Genomic DNA, 26237 nt, shown 5'->3' with positions numbered 1-26237 from the left:
GGCCCCTACAGACTGACCTGTTGAAAGCGGCGGTTCCTCACGGAGCCGCCGTTTTTTCGTCGGCCTCGATCGCGTCCTGGTTCAGCAGACGTCCCTCGCGGCGCGGCTTGATATAGGGCGCCGGCTGCGGTGTCGGCATATTGCCGCGCATCAGCGACCGCCCGGCCTGCAATCCGCCCGAGAGCTGCAGGGTCAGCCGTTCGTCGTCGCGCCGGCGCACATCCTCGATGGTCTCGCGCGCCTCGATGTCCGAGGCCCCCAGTTCCTTCAGCACCTGCTCGCCGAACGCCAGGGCGGACTCGAAGGTCTCGCGGATTTGGTAGTCGACGCCCGCCTGGATCAGGCGCATCGAATGGCCCCGGTCATAGGCGCGCACGAACAATTTGGTCAGCGGGAATTCGGCGCGGATCAGCTCGACGATCCTGTCCGCCTGTTCCGGCTTGTCGATACAGACCAGCACCGCCTCGGCCTTGTCGACGCCCGAGGCGCGGAGCACGTCCAGCCGGGTCCCGTCGCCGTAATAGACCTTGAAGCCGAACTGGCCGGCCGCCTGGATCATCTCGACATCGTTCTCGATGATGGACACATCGACGTCGCGCGCCAGCAGGGGCTGGGACACCACCTGGGCAAAGCGGCCAAAGCCGATGATCAGCACCCGCTCGCGCAGGTTCTCGGCCAGCTCGACCCCGTCCATCGAGCCGGGCTCCAGCGTCTCCTTCGGCATGAACCGGCCCAGCAGCATCGTCGTCACCGGGGTCAGCACCATCGACAGGATGACGATGGCCGTCAGCGCCGCGCTGATCCGCGCGTCGAACAGGCCGACCGTGCCGGCAGCCGCGTACAGCACAAAGGCGAACTCGCCCCCTTGCGCGAACAGCACGGCGCGCTCGACCGCCTCGCGCTCCCGCGCCTTGAACAGCCGCGCCACGCCATAGATGGCCACCGCCTTGACCGCCATGAAGGCGATCACCCCGCCGACCACCAGCTGCCAGTCGGTGATCACCACCCCGATATCCAGCGCCATGCCGACGCTCAGGAAGAACAGGCCCAGCAGGATGGCCCGGAACGGCTCGACATCGGCCTCCAGTTGATGGCGGAAGGTCGATTCCGACAGCAGCACCCCGGCGAGGAAGGCGCCCATGGCCATCGACAGCCCGCCCATGTCCATGACCCAGGCCGCGCCAACCACGACCAGCAGGGCGGCGGCGGTCATCACCTCGCGCCCGCCGTAGCGCGCCAGGATGCGGAACACCGGGTTCATCACGAAACGCCCGGCCACCATCACCGCGGTGATCGCCGCCAGCGCCAGACCGACCGTCTGCCACAGGGGCGGTCCCTCGACCGTATTGACCCCCGTGACCGTGGCCAGCACCGCCACCACCGCCAGCAGCGGCACAATGGCCAGATCCTCCAGCAGCAGGATCGACACCGCCCGCTGGCCGGACGGCGCGCCCATCTCGCCCCGCTCCTCCAGCATCTGCATGATCACGGCGGTCGAGCTGAGGACAAAGCCCATGGCCCCGACAAAGGCGACTGCGGGGGACAGCCCCAGCGCCAGACCGGTCAGGGTCAGCAACAGGCCGCAGGCCGCGACCTGGGCCGCGCCGAGACCGAAGATCTCCTTCCTGAGGGACCACAGCCGCGACGGTCGCATCTCCAGCCCGATGATGAACAGGAAGATCACCACGCCGAACTCGGCGACATGCAGAATGGTCTCGGGCTCGGAAAACAGGCCCAGCCCAAACGGTCCTATGGCCAGACCGGCGGCCAGATAGCCCAGCACCGAGCCCAGCCCCAGCTTGCGAAAGATCGGCACCGCGAGGACGCCGGCACCCAGCAGCGCCGCCGCATGCCCCAGCCCCAGTCCGCCCGCATCCGCCATGGCCGCCTCCCCCTGATTGAAACGGACTCCGTAGCAGAGGTTGGCGAGGCCGTCACAATCTGGCCCCATAACCCACGGCTGAATGCGCATCTCGACCTTGGAGGGTGTCGCCATGAACCGCACAAAGCCGAACCGCATTGCTGCCGTCGCCGTCAGCGGATCCCTGATCCTGTCGTTGTCCGGCCCGCCCGTCCTCGCTGTCCCGTCGCAGGATCGCGTGGTGGATGGAGAGCCCACGGCTGCGGCCTGTGCGCCCTATGGGTTCGAACCGGCCTCGCGACCTGAGCGGGCCTATGCCACCTCCGCGCCACCGCCACCGCCGCCGCCGCCGCCGCCGCCGCGCCCGCCGGTAGTCACCCGCACGCCAAGCGGCGAGGTCGTCGTTGATGGCCGACCAACCGGCCAGCAGGCCGCCGCCGTGGACGACATCGTCGTCAGCGGAGTCCGTATCGGGCGATCCGCCGAATACGCCGCCCCCGCCACCATGTCGCCTGCCCCCGCGGTCACCCCGCCCTCCTCCGAGCGCTATCCCGACGCCACGCCCAATCCGGTCAAGCGCGCGGCCGACGCGCCGGTCTCGACCTTCTCGATCGACGTCGACACAGCCTCCTATTCCAATGTCCGGCGCTTCCTCGGCGATGGTCAGCGGCCGCCGCGCGATGCCGTGCGGGTCGAGGAGATGGTCAACTATTTCGACTATGACCTGCCCGCTGCGACCTCGATGGACCACCCCTTTGCCGTCAGCACCAGCGTGGTCGACTCGCCCTGGAGCCCCGGCCGCAAGATCGTCCATGTGGCGCTTCAGGGCTATGAGCTGCCGGCCAACCAGCTCCGCCCGCTGAACCTGACCTTCATGGTCGACGTGTCCGGCTCGATGCAGTCCTCGGACAAGCTGGGGCTGGCCCAGCGCACCATGAACCTGATCATCGACCGCATGCGGCCGCAGGATTCCATCGCCGTCACCACCTATGCCTCGGGCGCGCGCATCCTGCTGGCACCGACGCCCGGCACCGAAAAGCTGAAGCTGCGATGCGCGGTCGCGGCCCTGTCCGCAGGCGGATCCACCGCCGGGGCCGCGGGCATGGTCAATGCCTATGACCAGGCCGAGGCCGCCTTTGGCGCGGACAAGGTCAACCGCATCCTGATGTTCACGGATGGCGACTTCAACGTCGGGGTGACCGAGGACAAGCAGCTGGAGGACTATGTCGCCGAAAAGCGCGAAACCGGCATCTATCTGTCGGTCTATGGCTTCGGGCGCGGCAACTATCAGGACGCCCGCATGCAGGCCATTGCCCAGGCCGGCAACGGCACCGCCGCCTATGTCGATGATCTGGACGAAGCCCGCCGCCTGTTCGGTCCGGCCTTTGACCGGGGCGCCTTCCCCATCGCCGACGACGTCAAGATCCAGGTCGAGTTCAACCCCGCCCGGGTCAGCGAGTATCGGCTGATCGGCTATGAGACCCGCCTGCTGTCCGAGGCGGATTTCTCGAACGATCGCATCGATGCGGGCGTGGTCGGATCGGGCGCGGCGGTCGTCGCCCTCTATGAGATCACCCCCGTGGGCGGACCCAGCCAGCTGCCGGATCGCCGCTACGCGCAGACCCCCGCCCCGACCGGTGACCCGTCCGGCGAATGGGCCTTTGTCCAGGTGCGCTTCAAGCCGCCGGGCGGCGACACCTCGCAGCTGATGCAGCATCCGGTCACCGGTCAGGACGCCCGCCCGGGCACCGAGGTCCGCTGGGCCCTGGCCGTCGCCGGTGCCGCCCAGCTGCTGCGCGGCGACCCCTGGCTGGCCCCGGACTATGGCTGGGACGACGTCATCGACCTGGCCCAGGGCGCCCGCGGCGAGGACCCGTGGGGCCAGCGAGCCGAGTTCGTCAACCTGTCCCGCGCCGCCTCGGAACTGGGACCGGTCCGGGCCCCCTGAGCCGTCAACTGCGTCATGGGGGGACACGCATGAAACGGTTCGGGGTGCTCCTGCTTCTGGCCCTGACAGCCCCCGGCTGCGCGATGATCAGCGACTGGCGCGATCACCGTCGGGCCTCGACACCCTCCTGCACCTGGAGCGCCGACGGGTCGCAGGTCTCGATCACCGGTCCGACAGACCGGCGCATGCTGGACTGCCTGCTGCAGCGCGACGGTGCCCCCGATACCCTTCAGATCAACAGTCTGGGTGGCAATGTGGAGTATGCGCTGGCCCTTGCCGAGCGACTGGCGCCGTCTGCGCCGCGCGTGATCGTCGACGGCAACTGCAGCTCGTCCTGCGCAAACTATATCCTGCCGATCGCCCGCCAGATCGTCCTGCTTCCGGACGCTCTCATCCTCCTGCACGGGTCTGCGGACCCGGCCCTGCTGGCCCGTTTCGAGCGCGACGGATCCGGCTCGGACGCCTTTCGTCGGATAGCCGAGCGGCAGGCGCGTTTCGTCGCTGCGCAGGGCATCGCGCCCGGCTGGTTGCTGTACCGGACCGGGGAAGCCGACGATCCGCCCTGGGGCGCCCATGTCACCGGCTCGCCCGACGACGGAGGCGAGACGGGGCGCTTCCTTCTGGTCGGGGAGGATTTTATGCGAAGCTGTCTCCCGACCATCCCCATCGAGGGTTTCGCGGGGTCGATTGGTGGCAGGGTCACAGCCGACCTGGCGCTGCGGGACCGACTGGCGCGCCAGGGTGTGATGCCGACAGGCACGATGCGATGTGTCGCGGCTTCGCCCGGTCCATGACCTGCGGGAGCCGAACGGCCTCGCGTGACGTTGTTCGGACAGTGACCGCTTCCCGGAGGATTGCCCATGCCTGACATGATGTCCGCCCTGCCCGTCTCCGGCATCATGGAGACCTGGGTCCTGCCGGTGCTGCTGGCGCTGGGGCTGGCGGCGGCCTCGGGCCTGCGCATCTTCGTGCCGCTGTTCATGGCAGCGCTGGCGGCGCGGTTCCAGCTGTTCGGCATCGAGCTGAACGACGGCATGCTGTGGATGACCTCCAACACGGCCATTGCCGCCCTCGGTCTGGCGACCGTCATCGAGATCGTCTCGGACAAGGTGCCCGTGCTCGACAATGCCCTGCATGCGGTCGGCCTGATCGCACGGCCGGTCGCGGGGGCAATGGTCGCCGGGTCGATGTTCGCGGGCCTTGATCCGACCGCAGCGGCCATCGCGGGTATCATCGTCGGCGCCCCCACGGCCCTGGCCTTCGGCGCGGCCCAGGGCGGTACGCGCGCGGCCTCGACCCTGTCCACCGCCGGCATGGCCAATCCGTTTCTCAGCGTCGTCGACGATGTGGTGAGCGTCGGCACGGTGCTGATCGCCTTCCTGATGCCGCTGCTGATCCCGGTCGTGGTGCTGATCGGCTTTCTGGTGCTGCGAGCGGTCTACAACCACTGGCGCAAGGGCAATGCTCCCACCGCCATGCCGGAACTGTCGGCTAGACGTCGAACCTGACGCCCTGCGCCAGCGGCAGACTGGTCGAGAAATTCACCGTCTGGGTCTGGCGCCGCATATAGGCCTTCCACGCGTCCGAGCCGCTCTCGCGGCCGCCGCCGGTGTCCTTTTCGCCTCCGAAGGCCCCGCCGATCTCGGCGCCCGACGGGCCGATGTTGACGTTGGCAATGCCGCAGTCCGAGCCCCAGGCCGACAGGAAGGTCTCGGCCTCGCGCAGCCGGTCGGTGAAGATGCAGCTGGACAGCCCCTGTGGCACCGCATTCTGCATCGCTATGGCCTGATCCAGATCGCGCCAGGTCATGACGTACAGGATCGGGCCGAAGGTCTCGTGCCGGACGATGGCGCTCTGCTGCGGCATACGCACGATCGCGGGCCGGACATAGGCTCCGTCACGGTCCAGCCGCTGGCCGCCGGTGACCACCTCGCCGCCCTCGGCCACCGCCTGTTGAAGCGCCGCCGCCATCGCTTCGGCCGAGGCCTCGTCGATCAACGGCCCCACAAGCGTGCCAGGCTCGCGCGGATCGCCGACCGGCAGGGTCTCATAGGCCGCCTTCAGCCGCGCGATCAGCCCCTCGGCCACGTCCTCATGGACCAGCAGGCGGCGCAGGGAGGTGCAGCGCTGACCACAGGTGCCGACCGCGGAAAAGGCGATGGCGCGCACGGCCATGTCCAGATCGGCGGTTTCGGTCACGATCATGGCGTTGTTGCCGCCCAGCTCCAGCAGCGATCGGCCCAGCCGCCCGGCCACATCGACCGCCACCGCCTTGCCCATCCGGGTCGAGCCGGTCGCCGAGATCAGCGGAATACGCGGATCGCGGGCCAGCGCCTGGCCCACCTCGGCCCCGCCGACCAGCACCTGATTAAGCCCCTCGGGCGCCTCCGCGCCAAAGCGGGCGGCGGCCTTGTCGAACACGGCCCGTACCGCCAGCGCCACCAGCGAGGTCTTGTCCGAGGGCTTCCAGATCACCGGATCGCCGCACACCAGCGCCAGCGCCGCATTCCACGCCCAGACCGCCACCGGAAAGTTGAAGGCCGTGATCACCGCCACCGGCCCCAGCGGCTGCCAGGTTTCGCGCATATGGTGGCCGGGGCGCTCGCTGGGCATGGTCAGGCCGTACAGCTGGCGCGACAGGCCCACGGCAAAGTCGCAGACATCGATCATCTCCTGCACCTCGCCGAGACCCTCGGAGGTGATCTTGCCCGCCTCCAGCGTCACCAGCCGGGCCAGATCGTCCTTGGCGGTTCGCAGCTCCTCGCCCAGCAGGCGCACCAGTTCGCCCCGACGCGGTGCGGGCACCTGACGCCATGCGACAAAGGCCTCCGTGGCCTTGGCAATCGCGGCGTCGACCGCATCCGGCGTCGCCGCAGCGAGGGCGCCCGCCTCCGACCCGTCGACCGGCGAGCGGGCGGTCGCACCCGTGTCAGCCCATTCAGGCCGCACGCCCAGTCGCGTCAGGGTGTCCCGCAGGTCGTTCGCCGTCGATGTCATGGTGTGCCTCTCCATCCGTTCGGGCACCGCTTAGCCCGAATCCCGAGCGCGTTCACCCTTGCTTCACCCCGTTTCCCAACCGGGTGCTAACGCCCGCGCCCGATACTGCAGGGACCGAAGGAGGGTCTGATGGCGCGCGCACAATTCCAGAAGGGTCAAAAGGTCTGGGTCGAGTGCGTCGGCGTCTGGGCCCGTATCGAACAGGTCCAGCCGGTCTGGGCCAAGGGGTTCGATGAGCCTGTGCGGGTCACCTATGACGTCGGTCTGGGCCGCGAATTCCTGGCCCAGGAACTGGCGGTGGCCGTCGAGGACCCCGTGGCCGTGTCCGAGGGCGATGCGCGTTGGCGCCTGCTGCGGGCCCGCAACAAATGGCAGACGGCCGAAGATTGTCCGCACCATCCCTTTCCCGGCACCTATCCGGTCGTGGTCACCGATCCGCAGGACTGGGGCGGCTGGCGCGTGCCGGGGGCCGAGTATGACCGGGATCCCGAACGTATCGAGTATCAGGCCCGCCTGATTGCTGCCGCGCCGCGCCTGTTCGCGCTGGCCGAGGCCATGGTCACGGCCGTGGCCGACGCGCCCGATGACGCCCCGCCCGAGATGCGCCGCCTGGCCGAGGCCGCCCGCGACCTCGTGCGCAACGTGGCCGAGGTCACCACGGCGGCCCCGGTCACCGAGCAGCCGACGACCCGGATCTCAAGCCGGTCCGAGCCGCTCCCCGATGCGCCGACCGAGTCCCGCGCGACACAGGCGGCCTGACACCGGTATTCGGCACCTCGACACCGCAAGGCGACGCAGCCTAGATTCCCGCTTCGACGACACATCGGGCCGGGAGAAGACGATTGCGCGCCAGCGAGCGACGCATCAATCCGACGGGACGCCGCAAGGCGGATCGCGGTCGCGCCGCACCCGCATGGGCGAGGGTGCTTGTACTGGTCGTCGCCCTCGGCGTCGCCAGCTACGTCCTGCTGTTCGGTCGCGAAATGGCCCAGCCCGTGCGCGATTCCGACCAGTTGCGCGATCAGGCCATGGTCGCCGAGGCCGGGCGGCTGGCCTCCGACACCCTGCTGGGCATCCGCACGGCTGAACTGGCCCTGGCCGGGGCCAGTGGCGACCTGCCCGCCGACATGGCCGTCGCCTTCCTCAATGCGGCGGGCCAGATCGAGATTGCACGCGGCGCCCCCAGCGGGGCCTTTCGTCCCCTTCCCGCCCGTGATGCAGCACCGATCGCCGATGCTGACGGACGGGCCCTGCTGATCCGCCGCACCACGGCGGATGGGCGCGACGCCGTGGCCCGGATTCCCCTGCCCCCGGCTGCGGTCGCCCCCGAGAATGGCGTCCTGGCCCTGCGCGTCGGCCGGACGGTGATCGGCGCCGGTGGCCAGTCGGCGGACCAGACCTCGCTCTGGATGGGTCTGACCGGAGCGGCGCCCGAGGCCGACGGTCGCATTCACGCCGTCCTGCCGGACGAGGGGCCCAGCTTCCGCCGGGTGGCCCTGCCCGTCGGGGATACGGGCCTGCTGGTCGTCGGGGCGCGCCCCGATGCCGTCGGGGCGACCGCCCTGCTCGACGATGCCTGGGTGCTGATGGCGCCGCTGCTGGTGGGCGTGCTGGTGCTGCTGGCCGTGCTGCTGCAACAGGCCCGCTCGGCCCGCGCCGGTCGCGAATGGGCCGAGACCGAGCGCCGCTTCCGCATCGCGGTCGAGGGCGCGCGCTGCGGCGTCTGGGAGTGGGACCTCGAGCGCGAGGAAGTGATCCTCTCCGACTATATGGCCGTCATGATGGGCGTTGAGCAGGCGGGCCCGATCCCGGCCGCAGCCTTCATCGAGCGGGTTCATCCCGACTACCGCGACGCCCTGATGCACGCCCTGCGTCAGGCGGCGACCTTCGGCGCGTTCGAGGCCAGCTTCCCCGTTCCCGACGTCAACGGTCGCCCCCGCTGGATCGATGCGCGTGGCCAGTCGCGCGGCGCGCGCAGCGAGAGCGGCTTTTCGGTTATCCTCGGCGTGGCGCTGGACATCACCGAGGAGCGCCGCGCCAAGGCCCAGGCCCAGTCCGCCGAAAGCCGCCTGCGCGACGGCATCGAAAGCGTCTCGGACGCCTTTGTCCTGTTCGACCGGGCCGACCGGCTGATCCTGTGGAACCAGGCCTTTGTCGATACTTTCGGCTTTGAGCCCGGCATGGTCCGTCGGGGCGCGAAGAAGGACGATCTGAACCGCATCGCCGCCCTGGCCATCCGGGCCGAGCATCCGGCCGCCGGCGGTCGCAGCGGCGCGCGCGAGGTCGAGCTCAACGACGGCCGCTGGCTGCAGCTGGTCGAGCGGTTCACCGCCGACGGCGGCACGGTCGTCACCGCCGCCGAGATCACCGCCATCAAGCGTCAGGAGGCCGAGCGCCAGCGCGCCGCCGACTCCCTGCGCGCCATGGTCGAGAAGCTGGAGGCCAGCCAGGAGAAGCTCAGCCTTCTGGCCCGCAAGTACGAGATCGCCATGACCCGGGCCGAGGCCGCCAACCAGGCCAAGTCCGAATTCCTGGCCAATATGAGCCACGAACTGCGTACCCCGCTGAATGCCATCAACGGCTTCTCGGAAATCATGACGGCCGAGATGTTCGGCCCGCTGGGCGACCCCCGCTACAAGGGCTACTCCGCCGACATCCTGAAGTCCGGCCAGCATCTGCTCAGCCTGATCAACGACATCCTCGACATGGCCAAGATCGAGTCGGGCAAGATGACCCTCTATTACGAGGCCGTCTCGGTGCACGACATCTGCGAGGATGCGGCCCGGCTGATGCGCGGCAGGGTCGAGGAAGCGGGCTTGACCCTGACGCTGGACGCGCCCGACACCCTGCCCGAGATGCAGGCCGACCATCGCGGTCTGAAACAGGTCATGCTGAACCTGATCTCCAATGCCGTGAAATTCACGCCCGAGGGCGGCCAGATCCGGATCGAGGCGCGCCAGACCGACACCGGCCTGATCCAGATCGCCGTCACCGACACCGGCATCGGCATCGCCGCCGAGGATGTCGCCCGGCTGGCGCGGCCCTTCGAACAGGTCGAGGGCCAGCACTCCAAGACCACCCAGGGCACCGGCCTGGGCCTCGCCCTGACCAAATCCCTGATCGAGCTGCACGGCGGCGAAATGTGGATCGACAGCGAACCCGGTCAGGGCACCACCGTCGCCTTCACCCTGCCGCTGGTACCGCCCGCCCAGGCCGAGGCCACCGGAGAGCGCGAAGCGGCCTGACCCTATTCAGCGGGTGGGGGCTCGCGCCGCTCGCCGCGATCTCCGCGATCCCGCCCGCCCCGGCCGCGGGGACCATGGCGCGACAGCAGGGGCGCCACGGCGGCACGTTCCTCCGGCGTCAGGGTCGCCAGCAGGGCGGTCGTATCGTCCTCGATCCGGGCCCGGCCGCGCAGTTCCGCCTCACGCGACGTGGCCAGCAGCGTCCGCACCGCCTCGCCGTCATAGGGGGTTTCCAGCGCCCGGCTGAGCGCGGCCTTGCGCGCGGTGCGCGCCTCCTCGAAATCGGGGCGGGCAGACAGGGCCGACTCGCGCAGCGTGGTGCGGACGCGCGCCTGGGTCTCGGGCGACAGCGCCCCGACCGCCTGCCAGGGACTGCTCCCGCTGCGCCCTGGCCGGCGCTGGTCCTCGACCCGGCTTTCGATCCGGTTCAGCGACACGGCCATGGTGGCCACGGCCGCCAGGGCAAACACATTGATCACGGCCAGAACGATCAGACCGATCTTCATCGCACGTGCGCTCATCCCAGCACCTCCGTATCGTCGATCCCGCTCAGGGTCGCCTGATAGAGCACGGCATCGGCCTGCACATCGGCGGTCAGCCGGTCGGTCAGGGTCACACCGAACATCACCCCGGCACAGGCCGCGGCCATCAGCCCGGCCCCCGAGGCCAGCCGGAACCGGTCCAGCCTGAAGCTCGGCAAGCGCAGCGACGGGCCGCGCGGCGCAGGCGTCAGCGCCGCCCCGGCCCCCTTCAGCGCCCGGGCAAAGGCCGCCGCATCCGGCAGTGGCGCCGCATGAACGGCCAGACCGGCGTCTAGCGCCCGCGCCTCGGCCAGAACGGCCCGGGCCGCCTCACCGGCCTGACCGGCATAGCCCAGCGCCGCGTCACGCTCGGCCTCGGGCCAGCGGGCGGGATCGGCCCCATAGGCCTCGACGATCGCCTGAAAGCGTTCGGCCTTCATCATCTCTCTCCTTCAGAGGTCGGGCTGAGGTCGGACAGCGCCGACCGCAACGCCCGCCGTCCTCGCGACAGCAGGCTTTCCAGAGCCTCGATACTCACACCCATGATCCCGGCGGCCTCGATATTGCCGAGCTCCTGGTAATGGCACAGCACCACGGCCTCGCGCTGCCGCTCGGGCAGGGCCTGCAGGGCCGCATCGACCCTCACCCCCACATCCCGCGCCAGCAGACCGCGGTCCGGCGCCGCGCCGTCTTCCACCTGCTCGGGCACGGCGTCGGTGGCGATCTCGCGCCGTTTCCGCAGCCGGTCGTAGCAGAGGTTCATGGCCACCCGGTGCAACCAGGTGTCGAATTTCGCCTTGCCGGGTCTCCAGCGCGGGGCCTGTTTCCAGGCCCTCAGCAGGGTTTCCTGCGCCACATCCTCGGCCTCGACCGGGTCGCCCAGCAGCCGTCCTGCCAGCGCCATCATGCGCGGCAGCTTGGCGGAAACCAGGGCCTGGATGGCCTCCGGGTCGCCCCGGGCCACTCGGGCCACCAGTTCCTGATCGGGGTCGGCGATCACGGGCAAACGGTTGTCCTGTCTCGCAAAAGACTGAGGGCCGTCGATCCCGGATCGCCTCGCCCGACATTCACCCTACTCCGAAGAGGCCGCCGCCTGCGAGCGACGTTCCTGACGGCGTTCACGGCGCTCTTCCCGCATGCCCTGACGGGCCCCCTGACGCTCCTCGGCGGTGACATAGCCGTCGCCGTTCGCGTCCATGCGGGCAAAGCCCTCGGCCATGCGTGTCTCGGCCTCGGCGATCACCACCGGGCCGCGTTCGCCGCGCCCGCCTTCGCCGCCCATGCGATGACAACGGCCCGGGCCACGCATACCGCGACGAGGGCCCCGATCACCGCGTTCGGCGCGACGCTCGCCGCGGGCTTCGCGTGCCGCATCATATTCCGCCCGCGTCACGGCGCCGTTGCCGTCCGCATCCATACGGGCGAAGCGGGTGTCGGCACGCTCGGCCTGACGGGCCTCACGGGCGGCGGCCATTTCCTCGGGGGTCACCGTGCCGTCGCCATTGGCATCGACCTCGGTCAGGCGCGAGACACGCCCGGCCACGAACTCGGCCTGGCTGATGCGACCGTCACCGTCCGCATCGACACGGGCCATACCGCGATCCTGGCGGCCAGGATCCTGCGAAGGCGCCTGCTGGGCCACGCCCACGCCGGCGGACACCGCCAGCGCCACAGCGGCTGCGCCGCCGATCCAGATAGATTTTCTCATGGGTCTTTCTCCTTGATCGTCAGATCGGACGTCCCCTTGTCCAGTCCGTCTAACGCAGGGGCCCTCAGGATTCCGTCGCGACCGGTGGAAGCACGATCTCGAACCGCGCCCGGGCTCGCGCGCGCAGCGCCGACAGATGGTCCTTCAGTCCCGCCAGATCGCCCTGTCCGCCGACCTCGGCCAGCCGCGCCTGCAGGCCGGCCGGTTCCTCTTCGGGCACCGGCTTTTCATTGAAGGAACAGGCGAAGATCTGGGCGATCCCCTGTTGCGTGCGCCAGGCCTCGGCCAGGTCGGGATCGTCGGCCAGCGCCTCCAGCGTCGAGACGGTCAGGGCCTCGCCGCCTGCGGCGCGCAGCAGCTGCCGGTACTGGGCCACGAACTCGGCATCGACCAGCCCGCCCGCGACCCGCTTCAGGTCCCAGAAGCCGCCGGACGGCAGGTCGCGCATCATCCGGTCGCGCATGGCCCGTACATCATGGGCCAGCGTCCCGGGCGACCGCCCATGGGCCCGGACCACATCCTCGAGCACGGCCGCGATGCGCGCCCCAAAGGCCGGATCGCTGGACCACACCACCCGCGCCCGGGTCAGGACCATGAACTCCCAGGTGTCAGCCTCGCTCGCATAATAGTCGGTCAGCCGCGCCAGCTTGACCGACAACGGCCCCTTGGAGCCCGAAGGCCGAAGTCGCATGTCGACCTCATAGAGGCCCCCCTGGCTGGTATGGGCCGACAGGGCCGCGATCAGCCTCTGGGTGAAGCGGCCGTACCAGGTCTCGGGCGGCAGGCCCCGCCCTTCCGACACGGCGTCGGCGGGGGCCTCATGCACGGTGATCAGGTCGAGGTCGGAGGCCGCCGTCATCTCGCGCGAGCCGGCCTTGCCCAGCGCCACCACGGCCACCGATCCGTCGATGCGGCCCGACTGGCGGGTCACCTCGGCCACCGCCGCCTGCGCCAGCGCCTGGATCGAGGCATCGGCCAACACCGTATAGGCCCGCCCCGCCGCCTCGACGTCGGCCCGTCCCGTCAGGGTCTGCAGGCCGATGCGGAACCGCTGGTCGCGGTGCAGACGCCGTACCGCATCCATGGCGGACTCAAAATCCTCGGCTGCCGCGGCCTCGGCGCGCATCTGATCGGCGACCCCGGTGTCGGCATCCAGCGGGGTCTGGAACCGGGTATCCAGCATACTGTCCAGCGCCGCCGGATCGCGTCCCAGCGCCCGCGCCAGCCGCGGCGCCCAGGCCATCACCCGCACCACCAGATCGAACAGGGTCGGCTGGTTCAGGAACAGGGCCTGGATCTGCACGCCTGCCGACAGGCCGGAAAAGAAGACCGCGAACCGGCGAAAGGCCTGATCCGGCGCCCCGGTCGCGGCCAGGGCCTCCAGCAGGCGCGGCGCCAGCCGGGTGAACAGCTCACGCCCCCGCGCGCTGCGGGTCGCGGGGATGCGTCCGTGGTGCCAACTGCGGATCATGTCCGAGACCGGGGCCGGCTCGGCAAACCCCATCCGCTCCAGCGTGGCCAGAGTCTCGGGATCGCTTTCAACCCCGGTGAAAACCAGGCTGCCATAGTCTGACGACAGCGATTCCTCGCCCTCGAACAGGTCGCCGTACAAGTGGTTGACCTCGGCCAGCAGGGCCTCGACCGAGGCGTCGAACGCCGCCAGATCGGCCTCGCCCGACAGGGCCGCGACCGCGCGCCGCCGCACGTCATCGACCGGCAGGGCATGGGTCTGTTCGTCGGCCAGCATCTGCACCCTGTGCTCCAGCCCGCGCAGCCGCACATAGGCCTGGCTCAGGGCGGCGCGCGTCGCCTCGGGCACATGACCCGCGCGGGTCAGGGCCTCCAGCGCGGGCAGGGTCGCCGGCAGGCGCAGCGCCGGGTTGCGTCCGCCCAGGATCAGCTGCTGGGTCTGGGCATAGAATTCGATCTCGCGGATGCCGCCCCGGCCCAGTTTCAGATTGGCGCCGGCCGCCTCCAGCCCCTCGCCGGTCTTGTGCACATGGATCTGCCGCTTGATCGCCTGCACATCCAGAATGGCCTGATAGTCGAGGCTGCGGCGCCAGACGAACGGCACCAGCGCCTCGAGGAATTCGCGCCCCGCCTCCCGGTCCCCCAGCATGGCGCGCGCCTTGATGAAGGCCGCCCGCTCCCAGTTCTGGCCGACGCCCTCATAGTAATCCAGCGCCATGGGCACAGCCACGACCGGCGGGGTCGAGGACGGATCGGGCCGCAGCCGCAGGTCCACCCGGAACACATAGCCGTCGCCGGTGCGCTCGGTCAGCAGGGCGGCAAAGGCCTGGGCCGCCCGGTCGACCGTGCGCTGCATCTCGACACCCTCGGCCAGCGCCCCGGCCAGCCGCTCGGGGTCGTAGAAGAGCGAGATATCGATATCGCTGGAATAGTTCAGCTCCAGCGCGCCGTGCTTGCCCATGGCCAGACCGAACAGGCCGGGGACCGGATTGTCAGGGTCAGGGTCAGAGATCAGCCGCCCCCGCTCGCGTAGATCATGCGCCACCGCACGCAGCGCCGCCTGTGACGTGGCATCGGCAAAGCGCGACAGGGCGCCGGTCACCGCCCCCAGATCCCAGACCCCGCCCAGATCGGCCAGCGCCGTCAGCAGGTGCAGGTCGGCCTTGGCCTGCCGCAGGGGGCGCTTCATCTCGTCCGTGCCGCCGGTCAGGGCCCCGGTCCGCATCAGGATGTCGGCGAGGGTCGCCTCGGGGCTGACCTTCAGCATGTCGCCGAGCGCCTCGGGCCGCCGCCGGGCCAGCGACGCCAGATAGGGCGAGGCCGCAAACACCGGGGCCAGCGACGGCCAGGCGGTGTCCAGCGACGGCCCCAGCCCCGCCTCCACCAACTGCGCTTTCAGCGTTTCCAGCCCCGGCGCCTCCAGCGTCGGCCCGCAGGGGCGGATCCGGTCGGCCAGGGCCTCGCCCGGAACCGCCGTCATGGCGCCGGGGCCAGCACCAGCGCCACCCTCAGGCCCGGCCCGTGGCCGTTATAGACCCCCGGCCCCTCATCCAGCTGGATGCGACCATTGTGGGCCTCCATCACTGCGCCGACCAGCGCCAGACCCAGGCCCGAGCCCGGCTCGGTGCGGCTGTTGTCCAGGCGCACGAAGCGCTCGATCACCCGTTCGCGGTCTTCCTCGGGCACGCCCGGCCCGGTGTCGGTCACCGAGAATTCAATCTCGCCGGACGACCGCCGCCGGGCGCGCAGCTTCACCGCCCCGCCTGCGGGCGTATATTTGATGGCATTGTCGATGATGTTGGCCAGCGCCTGGGTCAGGAAGGGCCGGTTGCCGATGATCTCCAGCCCGCGCTCGATCTCGGCCGAGAACTCCAGCCCCTTGTCCTCGCCGGCGGGCTCGTAAAGCTCGGCCAGATCGGCGGCCAGATCCGCCGCGTCAAAACGTTTGGCGTCCGGAATATTGCCCGACCCCGCCGCCGCCTGCAGTCGGGCGATGGCCAGCACGGTGTTGAAGGTCTTGAGCAGGTCGTCGGCTTCCGACAGGGCCAGTTCCAGCGCCTCGGGGCCACTGACCTTGCCCGCCTCGGCATCGATCAGCGCCACCTCCAGCTTGGCCCGCATCCGCGTCAGGGGCGAGCGCAGGTCGTGGGCGATGGCGTCCCCCGCATGGCGGATCGAGGCCATGGAGGCCTCCAGCCGGTCCAGCATGCCGTTCAGCCCCTGACCCAGCTCGTCCAACTCGTCGCCCGAGCCGCGCACCGCCACCCGGGCCTTCAGGTCGCCGTCCTGCACGGCCAGCACGGTCCGGTTCAGCCGGCCCATGGCCCGCTCCAGATTGCGGCTGACCAGCAGGCCGCCGATCAGGCCCAGCAGCACGACGATCCCCATCGCCCCCCACAGGGCCTGGGTCAGCCGGCCCAGATAGGCTTCGGTATCGCCCAACGACTGGCCGACGAACAGCTGCTCGCCGCCGCGCAGGGTCATCTGCACCCCGCGCGACTGGGGCCGCACCACCCGCCCGTCAGGCAGGGTGTCGGTTATCGGAAAGGTGTGCCAGACGGTGCCGCCCTCATAGTCCTGGATGGGCGAGACATTGAGGCTGCCTGTCACCCGGTTCCCGTCGGCGTCGATCAGCAGATACAGGAAGTTGTCGCGGGTCAGGGTGCGGTCGATGACCGCCATGTTCAGCGCATCAAAGCCCCGCGCATCATAAATGCCGGTCAGGGTGGTGACCTCGGTGCGCACCGCCTCCTCGGCCCTCAGCCGCGCCTCATTGGCCGAGGCCACATAGACCCACGCCAGCACCGCCGCTGCCGCCGTCGCGAACAGCGCCAGAAACAGCAGCGTCAGCCGGAACGGCGTCCGCCGGAAGAGCGAGGGGAGCTTCACGGCTTAACTCTCTCCCTCCCCTTTATGGGGAGGGAAGGTGGCGCGAAGCGACACCAGGGTGGGGGAGTCATTCAGTTGATCAAGAATACAGTCCATTACGCCATCGACATTGTCGCGGATGGAGGCGTTGTCGAAACGAAGCGTCGTGAAGCCCTCGCAGCTCAACACACCATCCCGGATACGGTCGTGGCGCGCCTGCTCCTCTTCGCCATGAACCCTTCCATCAACTTCGATGACAAGGTGGTGTTTGAAGCACACGAAATCGAGGAAATACCCTCTGAACGGCGCTTGCCGACGAAAACGAAAGCCTTGCTTTCTCAGCATCTTGAGTCGGGACCACATTCGCGCCTCCGGTGGGGACAGGGTCTTTCGCATTTCGCGAGCGCGTTCAATCTTTCCTGACATGGACGCCTCCCCACCCTGACGGCTTCGCCGTCTTCCCTCCCCATAAAGGGGAGGGAGAATTCCTTCACGCCTCCAGCCGGTATCCCGCGCCACGCACGGTCTGCAGCATGGCCTTGTCGAAGCCCTTGTCGATCTTGGAGCGCAGGCGGCTGATGTGGACGTCGATGACATTGGTCTGGGGGTCGAAATGGTATTCCCAGACCTTCTCCAGCAGCATGGTGCGGGTCACCGACTGGCCGGCGTGGCGCATCATGAACTCCAGCAGCTGGAACTCGCGCGGCTGAAGGTCGATCTCCTGACCGGCGCGGGTCACATCGCGGCTGATCAGGTTCATCTCCAGATCGCCGACCTTGAGCACGGTCGCAACCGATCCGGTCTCGCGCCGCCGCGACAGGGCCTCGACCCGCGCGATCAACTCGGCAAAGGCATAGGGTTTGACCAGATAGTCATCGGCCCCGGCCTGCAGGCCCGTCACCCGGTCCTCGACCTCGCCCAGCGCCGACAGGAACAGCACCGGCGTCTGATCGCCGTTCTTGCGCACCGTCTCGACCATGCCGACCCCGTCCAGGCGCGGCATCATCCGGTCGACGACATAGACGTCATAGCCGCCCTTCTGCGCCTCCAGCAGGCCAAAGGCCCCGTCCACGGCATGGACAACATCGTGCCCTGCCTCGGTCAGCCCCCGAACCATTGCCGTCGCCGCTTCGGCGTCGTCCTCGACCACCAGAATGCGCATTGCCCTCTCCCTTCGTTCCCGCATCTGCGGGATTCGTCTCGAATAATAGCCGATCCCGGCCGGTTTTCTTACTGCTTCGTCGCCGGGGTCCGGGACTGGGGTTGAGCCGCCGGTCGGGACGGCACATCCAGCAGGACCGCACCGTTCCCGTCCGGCGACCAGGCCAGAACGAAAAACTCGTCGCGGCCCGCCGCCCGGGCCCGGGCGATCTCGGCCTGGATGTCGGCAATGCTGCGGACCGGGCTCAGGCCCGCCTGCAGAATGACGACGCCCGGCACGAAGCGGGTCGGCCCCAGTTGCGCCTCGGCCACAACGACCACGCCGTTGACGCCGGCCGGGATGTCGTACTTTGCGCGCAGTTCGGGTGTCATCGGCGCCAGGGTCAGACCGGCCAGGGCCTGACCGGGGCTGGCCTCGGGCACCGGGCGGCGCCCGGGCGTCTGCAGGGCCGCCAGCTCCGACTGCGACGGACGTTTGGCCGCCCGCACCCGGGCCACCAGTCGCCGCTCGCCGCGCAGCACCACGACCTCGATCGTGTCGCCGACCTCGGCGGCCCCGACCCGACGGGTCAGGTCGGTCGCGCCCGACACCGGGGCATCGTCCAGCTCGACGACGATGTCACCGGGACGCAGGCCCCCGCGCGCCGCCGGCCCACCGGCCGTGACGTCATTGATCAGTGCACCGGCGATGCTGGCCTCCAGCCCCATGGCCTCGCGGAACGGGTCCAGATCGGCGATGGTCACGCCCAGATAGCCGCGCTCGATCTGCTCGCCGCGCATCAGCCGGTCGGTGATGGTCTTGGCGGTATTGGCCGGAATGGCAAAGCCGATGCCGATCGAGCCGCCGGTCGGCGAGAAGATGGCCGTGTTGACGCCGATCACCCGGCCATAGATGTCAAAGGTCGGCCCGCCGGAATTGCCCCGGTTGATGGCGGCGTCGATCTGGATGTAATCGACATAGTTGCTGGACACGTCCTGCAGGTCGCGCGACTTGGCCGAGACGATGCCCGCCGTCGCCGTGCCCCCCAGGCCGAACGGATTACCGACCGCGATCACCCAGTCGCCGACGCGCGGCTCGGCCGATTCCTCGAAACTGACATAGGGAAAGCGTCCGCCATCGACCTTGATGACCGCCAGGTCCGTGCTCTCGTCGCGCCCCACCAGACGCGCGGGCAGCTCGCGATTGTCGGCCAGCCGGACAGTGATCTCCTCGGCATTGGCGATCACATGGTTGTTGGTGACGATATAGCCGTCCGCCGAGATGAAGAAGCCGGAGCCCGCACCGAGGGTGGTCTCGCCCTCGGGGCTCTCGCCCTCACCCTGCGGCCCCTCGAACTCGAACGGCAGGCCGGGAATCTGGAAGGTTTCCGCCTGGCGCGGCACACGCGTCCGCACATCGATCTGCACGACCGCCGGGGCCACCTGGGTAAAGATGTCGGCAAAGCTGACCGGCGCACCGGGCGGCGGACCAAAGGCAGCGTCCGGCGCACCCGCCGACGGCGTGATCGGGCCGCTGACCGACAGCAGGCTGCCGTCCATGCCGGGCCAGCGAATCAGACCGCCTGCCGTGGCGACGACCGCCACCAGCAGCCCTGCGGCCGCGCCTATGATGAACTCCTTGCGCTTCAACATCCGGTTCCTGTTCGATCGACCGCGCCGTCCGAAATCGGACCGGCGTTTCCGTGACGATATAGGCCCTTATCCCCGATCACCAATCGCCGCGATACGACAGCCTTGGTGAGGGCGGGCATCAGGGCGTCCCGTCGCGTGTTTTTGACGGCGAAGTTGCGTCATCTTCGGGGCCGGTTCTTGCCGCCTTGAGAAGATTGTCGACCCGTGTTCGTTCCGCCGCCGTCAGATCGGCCTCCGGCTCGCCCCGGTCGGTCGGCCTGCGCGCGAACCAGACCAGCACCCCCGCCCCGCCCAGCACCAGTACCAGCGGCAGGCCCCACAGCAGCAGGGTGCCCGGCCGAACCGGCGGGGTGAACAGCACATAGTCGCCATAGCGCGCCACCAGTCCGTCACGGACCTCGGCATCGGTCTGGCCCTCGGCGATCCGGTCGCGCACCCAGCGCCGCATGTCGGACGCGACGCCCGCCGGCGAATCGGCGATCGACTCGTGCTGACAGACGACGCAGCGGATGTCCTCGAACAGGGCCTGTGCCCTCGCCTCCTGCTCCGCATTGGCCAGCGGACGGTCGGGGGCGGCCGGCGGCTCCTGCGCCAGCGCCGGGCCCGCCAGTCCCAGCATCATCGCAAGGATCAGCAGCCGCCTCATGCCGGAGACCTTCTGCGCCGGGTCGTGTCGACGGTCCGCAGCCGCCGGTCCAGCAGCGACAGCAGCCCGCCCAGCGCCATCAGTGCCGGCCCGAGGAAGATCAGCCGCGCCCATGGGTTCCAGTTCATCCGCACCGTCCAGGCCCGCTCGCCGCTGTCGCTCAGCCGCCGCTCGCCCAGCACCAGATAGACATCGTCCAGCCCGTGGAAACTGAGGCCCACCTCGGTAGTGGTCTGCCCCCCGGCCGGGAAGAAGCGCTTTTCGGCCCGCACGGTCTCGGGCCGCCCGCCGCCCAGCGGCTCGACCTCCAGCGTGGCACTTTCGGCCAGATAGTTGGGGCCCTCGATGATCTCGACCGAGCGCAGCGTCGCCTGATACGGCCCGGCGGCGATCGTCTGGCCGATCTCGAGCGGGCGGGACACCTCGACCTTCAGCCCGGTCTCGACCACCGCGCCCAGCACGAACAGGCCCAGCCCGGCGTGTGCCGCCGTCATGCCCCAGGCCGCCAGCGGCAGGGCGCGGGTGCGCCGCCCCAGCTCGCCCGGTGTGCGCTTGCCGAACAGGTGGATGCGCTCGGCCAGTTCGGCCAGCGCCCCCAGAACCAGCCAGGCCCCCAGCGCCAGACCGGCCCCCGTCAGCGCCTGACGCGGCTGGAACACGCCCCAGACGACGAGGGCGAACACCAGCGACAGCCCCGCCGCCCACGCCAGCCTCTGCAACGCCCCGATCAGGTCGCCGCGCTTCCAGCCCAGCAGCGGCCCCATCGGCAGGATGATCAGCGCCATGGCCATCAGCGGCGTGAACGTCACGGCAAAATAGGGCGGTCCGACCGAAATCGTCGCCCCGCCGGCTGCCTCAAGCACCAGCGGATACAGCGTCCCGACCAACACGGTCGCCGCCGCCACCGACAGGAACAGATTGTTGACCACCAGCGCGCCCTCTCGGCTGATGGGCGCAAACAGGGTCTTGCCCGTCAGCTGCCCGGCCCGGAGCGCGAACAGGGTAAAGGCCGCCCCCGCCGCCAGCCCCAGAATGCCCAGCAGCATCAGCCCCCGCTCGGGATCGACGGCAAAGGCGTGGACACTGGTCAGCACGCCCGACCGCACCAGAAACGCGCCCAGCATCGACAGGGAAAAGGCCACCAGCGCCAGGAACACCGTCCAGCCGATCAGCGCCCCGCGCCGCTCGGTCACCACCGCACTGTGCAACAGGGCTGCCGCCGCCAGCCAGGGCATGAAGCTGGCGTTCTCGACCGGGTCCCAGAACCACCAGCCGCCCCAGCCCAGTTCGTAATAGGCCCAGAAACTGCCCAGCGCGATGCCGGCGGTCAGCAGGGCCCAGCTGGCCAGGGCCCACGGCCGGATCCAGCGTCCCCAGGCCGGCCAGAAGCCCGCCCCCGGCCGTCCCTCGATCAGGGCCGCCACCGCCAGCGAGAAACAGACCGACAGGCCGACATAGCCGCCGTAGAGCAGCGGCGGATGGATGGCGAGCGCCGGGTCCTGCAGCAGCGGGTTCAGCGACGCGCCTTCGACCGGCACCGGTGTCAGCCGCACGAACGGGTTGGAGGTAAACAGGACAAAGGCCAGGAACAGCGCGCCCAGCCCGCCCTGCACGGCCACAGCTACCGCCTTCAGCCCGAACGGCAGGCCGGCTTCACCCGTCCGCGCGCGGCCCAGCAGCGCACCAAAGCCCGTCAGCACCAGACACCACAGCAGCAGCGAGCCTTCGTGGCTGCCCCAGGCGCCGGCCACCTTGTAGAGCATCGGCTTGTCGGTATGGCTGTTGAGCGCCACGTTCGAGACCGAAAAGTCCGAGACGACAAAGGCATGGATCAGCACGCCAAAGGCCAGGGCCACGGCCAGGAAGGCAGCCAGGCCGGCACCCTCCCCGGCCCCTGTCAGCACCGGGCTGGCGCGCAGACGCCCCGCGACCGAGGCCGCAACCTGCAGTCCGCTCAGCGCCAGGGCCAGACACAGGGCAAAGGCCCCCAGTTCGACGATCACGGCTGAACCCCGCCCGCTTCAGGGCGCCACTCGCCGCGTTCCTTCAGCCGCTCGGCCACCTCGCGCGGCATATAGGTCTCGTCGTGCTTGGCCAGCACCTGACGCGCAACAAAGGTACGGTCGGCGCGGAACTCGCCCTCGACCACCACGCCCTGCTCCTCCTTGAACAGGTCCGGCAAGTCGCCCTCATAGATAACCAGCGTCGAGGCCGCATTGTCGGTCACGCGGAAGCGCACCTGACCGCCCGGATCGTGTTCGACACTGCCCGCCTCGACCAGACCGCCCAGCCGCATGGCCCGACCGGGAGGTGCGGCCTCGACCGTGGCCTCGGATGGCGAGACGAAGAAGGTCACCGTATCCTGCATGGCCCACAGGCTCAGTCCCACAGCCACGGCCAGCACCGGGGCGGCGGCCATCACCACCCACACCCGCCTGCGGGCCTTCGGCGATTTCGGCATCCAACCCATCAGCCTTCTCCCCCCGACAGCGGCGGAAGGCGCGATTCCAGGTCGATCCGGCGCGGATCGGTCGGCGACAGCGCCGCGATCAGCGGGCCCCACAGCTCATGCACCCGGGCCGCCTCGCCGCGCTGAAGCGCCAGTTCACCGAGGAAGTAGCGCGCGCCCAACTGGCCGGGGTCCAGCTCCAGCGCCCGCATAAAGGCCATTTCGGCATCGGTCCCGACCTCGCCCTCCTGGGTCTGCACCAGCGCCTCCCCCAGCCGTGCCCAGGTCCGGGCATCGTCGGGCCGAAGCATCGCTGCCCGGCGCAGGGCCGACGCTGCGCCGATCGGATCACCCGCCTCGAACCGCGCCGCCCCCAACAGGGCCTGGGCCTCGAAATTGTCAGGCTGGGTCGCGGCTTCCCGCTCCATCACGGCGGCCAGCTTCGGGGCATCCAGCATGCCGGGCGTCTCGGCCCATTCCGCTACCCGCCGGGCATAGGGCTGATCCGCCACCCCGGGGCTGCCCACGCCCATGTAGATGGCCAGCGCCACCAGGGCCGTCGCCCCCGTCCCGGCCAACACCCAACGCGCCTGACGCAGCCGTGCCGTAGCATCGACGACGGGGGCAGAAACGCTGGCGTCCGCTTCCAGATGCCGACGCGCCACCTCGGCCCGTGCCGTCTCCAGCTCGGTCCCGGCCAGGACGCCGCGCGCCGCCATCCGCTCCAGCTCCTCAAGGTCACGGGCCAGCGCACGGCCCCGGGCGACCTCGTCCGCCTCCGCATCCGGCACAGCGGCGCCCCCGGCCGCACCGGCGGCGCTCAGGATCAGCAGCCCGGCAAGCGCACAGGCCAGTCCCGTCAGGGTCCAGAAGATCAGCATGCCCGGCGTTTAGCCGATCAGGCGGCCTCGGGCGAGGCCCCGCGCACAGCAGTGCCGTGAATCGTCGCAGCGGCGCGGCGTCGCACCGTGCGGGCGGCCTCGTGCGCCTCCAGATAGGTCAGCAGTCGCGCCACCGCCTCCATCAGCGCCAGCGCCCGATCCAGATCCTCGGCCTCGCCCCCGTGGATCAGGTCGAACCCCTCCTCGGCATAGCGGCTCAGCATCTCGACCAGGGCATCCGCCTGCTGCTTGCGGTCCGACTCACAACCGAACACCGCCGCTGCGGGCCGCAGGGCGCCCAGCATCCGCAGCTGTACCTTGGCCGTCGCCAGCGCAGGCGAGGCCGGATCGCTGTTCAGGTCGGGCACCTTGCGGGTCATGCGCCCGGCCAGCGGCGCGCGGATCATGGGCAGGGCGGCCTCGACGACCTTTGGCGCACCCCGGATCGTCTCCGTCAGCCGCCGGGCCACCTTCAGCCGGGCCTCGCGCACATCCTTGCCCCAGACGCTGCCGGGCTGCATCTCGAGGGTGACGTCCAGCTCGCCCAGCGTCGCCGTGCACCAGCGGATGTCCTCCAGCGCCGCCTCGGCCTCGGGACCGGCGTCCGGTCCGGGACGGAAGGCGGCGACCCGTGCCGCCCGCACCTCGACCCCGGCGATCAATCGCTCGACGAACACCGCCATTTCCGACCCGCTGAGAAACTCGTCCCGGCCCGCCGATCCGCTGGTCTGGGTCACCAGCCTCAGCACCAGCGCCGCATCCCTCAGATGGGCGAACAGGATGTCGATCAGACGCGGCGCGCCATCCTCATGGATGGTCGCGGCATCCCGGATCAGCAGGCGCAGCTCCGCCAGACTGTCGGCATCGGGACGGCCCAGCCACGACTCCAGATGTTTCAGGGCCTTGCGCGCCAGATGGGCCAGGTCGAGGCAGCTGGCCATCGCCTCCAGTCCCGCCTCGCGCGTTTCCGCCGACAGACCCGTCGGCCAGACAGCTTCTGGACGATCGCGCACCGCAGCCGCTGCGGCCAGGCACAGCCGGTCACCGACAAGCGATGCCTCGGGGCCGTCGCGGTCCAGCCGCGCCAGAAGGTCCAGCTCGCTCTCGCGCGCCACCGCCCACAGCCGGGGCAAGACCTGTGCCGGAAAGGTCAGCGCCTCGACGCCGTCCATCCGGTCACGGAACATGGGCGTCAGCGGCCCCAGTGCGCGCTCGCAGCGGCGGCGTTCCTGATCGACCTCATTCAGCATGCCGCCCAGTTCCTGGGCCTTGTCGCCTGGCCAGCCGCGGACAGCCCGCCGCAACCCGTCCAGCAGTTCGGGAGGGCACAGGGTGATCAGATGCGCCAAGGCCGCGCGATGGGCGACCGACAGACCCGCCATTCAGAGCTCCGCGTGAGGACCACGTCCCCCCAAGCCTGGGCGGTTGAGGTTAATATTCCGTCCACCGCGTTACAGGGTTACAGGCTTGGAATTCGGGGCGCTCAGCCCTCGGTCGCGGGTAAATCCAGCACGGCCTTAAGCCCGCCCATCTCACTGCGCGAGAGGGCCACACGCCCGTTGTAGGCCTTGGTCAAATCGTCGACGATCGACAGGCCCAGACCCGATCCGGGCGCATCCTCGTCCATCCGGGTTCCGCGTTTCAGGGCGGCTTCCCACTGGTCCTCTGCCAGGCCCGGGCCGTCGTCCTCGACCACGACCACCATCTGGCCCAGACCGGTCGCCCCGGCGCTGACCCGCACCCGGCGCTTCGCCCATTTGCAGGCGTTCTCGATCAGATTGCCCAGGATCTCCTGCAGGTCCTGCCGCTCGCCCCGGAACATCAGATCGTCGGGCGCGCGCCAGTCGATCTCGACGTCCCTGGACGCAAACACCCGCTCCAGCATCACTGCCATCTCGTCCAGCACCTCGGCCACCGGCGTGCGCTCGCCCAGCCCCTGGGCGCGGGCTGCGGCGCGCGCGCGGCGCAGATGGTGATCGACCTGGTCCTTCATCACCCCGCTCTGGCGGGTCACGACCTCGGCCAGCGGATCGGATCGGCCCTCGGCCTCGGCCAGCATCACCGACAGCGGGGTCTTCAGCGCATGGGCCAGATTGCCGACATGGGTGCGCTGGCGTTCCACCACTTCGGTATTGTGGTCCAGCAGCCGGTTGACCTGTTCGGCCAGCGGCTGGATTTCCAGCGGATAGGTGCGCTCGATCCGGCCCGAGCGGCCCTTCCTCACATCCGCGATCTCGTTTCGCAGCAGGAACAGCGGGCGCAGGCCGATCCGCACCTGCATGAACACCGCCGCCACCAGCCCCAGCCCGAGGATCAACAGAGCGATCCAGGTAAAGGTGGCAAAGGCCCGGGTGTCGGCATCGATGTCCGACCGGTCCATCCCGGCCATGAACACCAGCGGCTGTTCGCGCCCCGGCAGCAGCTTGACGCTGGCGGCGATCCGCAGCGGCCGGTCGACCGGGCCGATGGCCGTGTAACTGAGCGTCCGCCCCCGCTCCAGACGGGCGGGCATGTCGGCGGGGATCAACAGGTCCTCACCCGCCAGCGACGGCGAGCGCTCCAGAATGCGGATCCCGCCGCGGCCATCGAACTCGCCGACCACCCAGTATTTGCCCGACAGGGGCCTGAGCGTGCGCGAGTCCTGAATTTCCGCGACCGAGACCCGGCCCCCGACCACGGTCGTCGCCAGCACCACCTCGTCTATGGTTTCGGCCAGGGCATAGCCCATGCGGCGCAGGGCGGAGTCCTGATACTGGCTGGTCAGCATCCAGCCGGTCAGCACCAGCGCCACCGCCATCCAGGCCGAGGCCAGCCAGATCAGCCGCCGGGTCAGGGACCGTCCCGGGCGTC

22 protein-coding genes are annotated in these 26237 nt (G+C 69.8%); 5 read left to right on the top strand and 17 right to left on the bottom strand.

The genetic code is table 11. The features are described 5' to 3' along the window. Positions 1-37: 37 nt before the first annotated feature. Positions 38-1996, bottom strand: a complete 1959-nt coding sequence (locus tag V7672_RS10315; protein WP_335624509.1) for a monovalent cation:proton antiporter-2 (CPA2) family protein — start codon at positions 1994-1996, stop codon at positions 38-40. Here V7672_RS10315 and V7672_RS10310 point away from each other — a divergent pair. From V7672_RS10310 to V7672_RS10300, 3 genes are all read left to right on the top strand, one after another. Next, positions 1995-3809 carry a vWA domain-containing protein gene (locus tag V7672_RS10310; RefSeq protein ID WP_335624508.1) on the top strand — a complete coding sequence of 605 codons (1815 nt, stop codon included), beginning with the start codon at positions 1995-1997 and terminating at the stop codon, positions 3807-3809. The genes V7672_RS10315 and V7672_RS10310 overlap by 2 nt on opposite strands. Positions 3810-3838: 29 nt before the next feature. Beyond that, positions 3839-4603 carry a hypothetical protein gene (locus V7672_RS10305; protein ID WP_335624507.1) on the top strand — a complete coding sequence of 255 codons (765 nt, stop codon included), beginning with the start codon at positions 3839-3841 and terminating at the stop codon, positions 4601-4603. A gap of 66 nt (positions 4604-4669) precedes the next feature. Next, complete coding sequence (locus V7672_RS10300) at positions 4670-5317, top strand: DUF4126 domain-containing protein (protein ID WP_335624506.1); 648 nt, start codon at positions 4670-4672, stop codon at positions 5315-5317. Here V7672_RS10300 and amaB read toward each other — a convergent pair. Next, positions 5301-6806, bottom strand: a complete 1506-nt coding sequence (gene amaB, locus V7672_RS10295; protein WP_335624505.1) for an L-piperidine-6-carboxylate dehydrogenase — start codon at positions 6804-6806, stop codon at positions 5301-5303. The two genes, V7672_RS10300 and amaB, sit on opposite strands and share 17 nt — an antisense overlap. Positions 6807-6935: 129 nt before the next feature. Here amaB and V7672_RS10290 point away from each other — a divergent pair, with 129 nt between their 5' ends. Together V7672_RS10290 and V7672_RS10285 are read left to right on the top strand one after the other, a co-directional pair. Continuing rightward, positions 6936-7565, top strand: a complete 630-nt coding sequence (locus V7672_RS10290) for a hypothetical protein (RefSeq protein ID WP_335624504.1) — start codon at positions 6936-6938, stop codon at positions 7563-7565. An 83-nt stretch (positions 7566-7648) separates the two neighbouring features. Beyond that, on the top strand, positions 7649-10051 hold the full coding sequence (locus V7672_RS10285) for a sensor histidine kinase (protein WP_335624503.1): 2403 nt from the start codon (positions 7649-7651) through the stop codon (positions 10049-10051). 2 nt (positions 10052-10053) lie between these two features. Here the strand turns inward: V7672_RS10285 and V7672_RS10280 are convergent, their stop codons facing one another. The 15 genes from V7672_RS10280 to V7672_RS10210 form a co-directional block, all read right to left on the bottom strand. Continuing rightward, positions 10054-10572, bottom strand: coding sequence for a periplasmic heavy metal sensor (locus V7672_RS10280; RefSeq protein WP_335624502.1), 519 nt, complete (start codon positions 10570-10572; stop codon positions 10054-10056). After that, on the bottom strand, positions 10569-11015 hold the full coding sequence (locus V7672_RS10275; RefSeq protein WP_335624501.1) for a hypothetical protein: 447 nt from the start codon (positions 11013-11015) through the stop codon (positions 10569-10571). The genes V7672_RS10280 and V7672_RS10275 overlap by 4 nt, the downstream gene beginning before the upstream one ends. Next, positions 11012-11578, bottom strand: a complete 567-nt coding sequence (locus tag V7672_RS10270; protein WP_335624500.1) for an RNA polymerase sigma factor — start codon at positions 11576-11578, stop codon at positions 11012-11014. Before V7672_RS10270 ends, V7672_RS10275 begins: the two co-directional genes overlap by 4 nt. 66 nt (positions 11579-11644) lie before the next feature. Next, a complete protein-coding gene (locus V7672_RS10265) occupies positions 11645-12280 on the bottom strand; it encodes an EF-hand domain-containing protein (protein ID WP_335624499.1) in 636 nt (211 codons plus the stop codon). A 64-nt stretch (positions 12281-12344) separates the two neighbouring features. Beyond that, the gene (locus V7672_RS10260; RefSeq protein ID WP_335624498.1) at positions 12345-15230 is read right to left on the bottom strand and encodes a bifunctional [glutamine synthetase] adenylyltransferase/[glutamine synthetase]-adenylyl-L-tyrosine phosphorylase; all 2886 of its coding nucleotides are present in this window, start codon (positions 15228-15230) and stop codon (positions 12345-12347) included. Further along, positions 15227-16639, bottom strand: coding sequence for a sensor histidine kinase (locus tag V7672_RS10255; RefSeq protein ID WP_335624497.1), 1413 nt, complete (start codon positions 16637-16639; stop codon positions 15227-15229). The genes V7672_RS10260 and V7672_RS10255 overlap by 4 nt, the downstream gene beginning before the upstream one ends. Positions 16640-16642: 3 nt before the next feature. Continuing rightward, complete coding sequence (locus V7672_RS10250; RefSeq protein WP_335624496.1) at positions 16643-17044, bottom strand: endonuclease domain-containing protein; 402 nt, start codon at positions 17042-17044, stop codon at positions 16643-16645. A gap of 64 nt (positions 17045-17108) precedes the next feature. Beyond that, a complete protein-coding gene (locus tag V7672_RS10245; protein ID WP_123287814.1) occupies positions 17109-17780 on the bottom strand; it encodes a response regulator transcription factor in 672 nt (223 codons plus the stop codon). A gap of 68 nt (positions 17781-17848) precedes the next feature. Continuing rightward, positions 17849-19411 (bottom strand): trypsin-like peptidase domain-containing protein, encoded by a 1563-nt coding sequence (locus V7672_RS10240; protein WP_335624495.1) that lies wholly within the window; start codon positions 19409-19411, stop codon positions 17849-17851. A gap of 118 nt (positions 19412-19529) precedes the next feature. Beyond that, the gene (locus V7672_RS10235; protein WP_335624494.1) at positions 19530-20057 is read right to left on the bottom strand and encodes a cytochrome c-type biogenesis protein; all 528 of its coding nucleotides are present in this window, start codon (positions 20055-20057) and stop codon (positions 19530-19532) included. Continuing rightward, positions 20054-22060 (bottom strand): heme lyase CcmF/NrfE family subunit, encoded by a 2007-nt coding sequence (locus V7672_RS10230; RefSeq protein WP_335624493.1) that lies wholly within the window; start codon positions 22058-22060, stop codon positions 20054-20056. Before V7672_RS10230 ends, V7672_RS10235 begins: the two co-directional genes overlap by 4 nt. Beyond that, positions 22057-22527 carry a cytochrome c maturation protein CcmE gene (ccmE, locus tag V7672_RS10225; RefSeq protein ID WP_335624492.1) on the bottom strand — a complete coding sequence of 157 codons (471 nt, stop codon included), beginning with the start codon at positions 22525-22527 and terminating at the stop codon, positions 22057-22059. The genes V7672_RS10230 and ccmE overlap by 4 nt, the downstream gene beginning before the upstream one ends. Continuing rightward, the gene (ccmI, locus tag V7672_RS10220; RefSeq protein WP_335624491.1) at positions 22527-23387 is read right to left on the bottom strand and encodes a c-type cytochrome biogenesis protein CcmI; all 861 of its coding nucleotides are present in this window, start codon (positions 23385-23387) and stop codon (positions 22527-22529) included. Before ccmI ends, ccmE begins: the two co-directional genes overlap by 1 nt. A gap of 17 nt (positions 23388-23404) precedes the next feature. Continuing rightward, complete coding sequence (locus V7672_RS10215; RefSeq protein WP_335624490.1) at positions 23405-24769, bottom strand: hypothetical protein; 1365 nt, start codon at positions 24767-24769, stop codon at positions 23405-23407. A gap of 101 nt (positions 24770-24870) precedes the next feature. Further along, positions 24871-26184, bottom strand: coding sequence for a sensor histidine kinase (locus tag V7672_RS10210; RefSeq protein WP_335624818.1), 1314 nt, complete (start codon positions 26182-26184; stop codon positions 24871-24873). Positions 26185-26237: the final 53 nt, after the last annotated feature.

The sequence above is a fragment of the Brevundimonas sp. genome (assembly GCF_036963785.1).
Lineage (GTDB): Bacteria > Pseudomonadota > Alphaproteobacteria > Caulobacterales > Caulobacteraceae > Brevundimonas.
The sequence above is the reverse complement of the archived record's forward strand: the minus strand, read 5'-3'. Positions and strand labels throughout refer to the sequence as shown.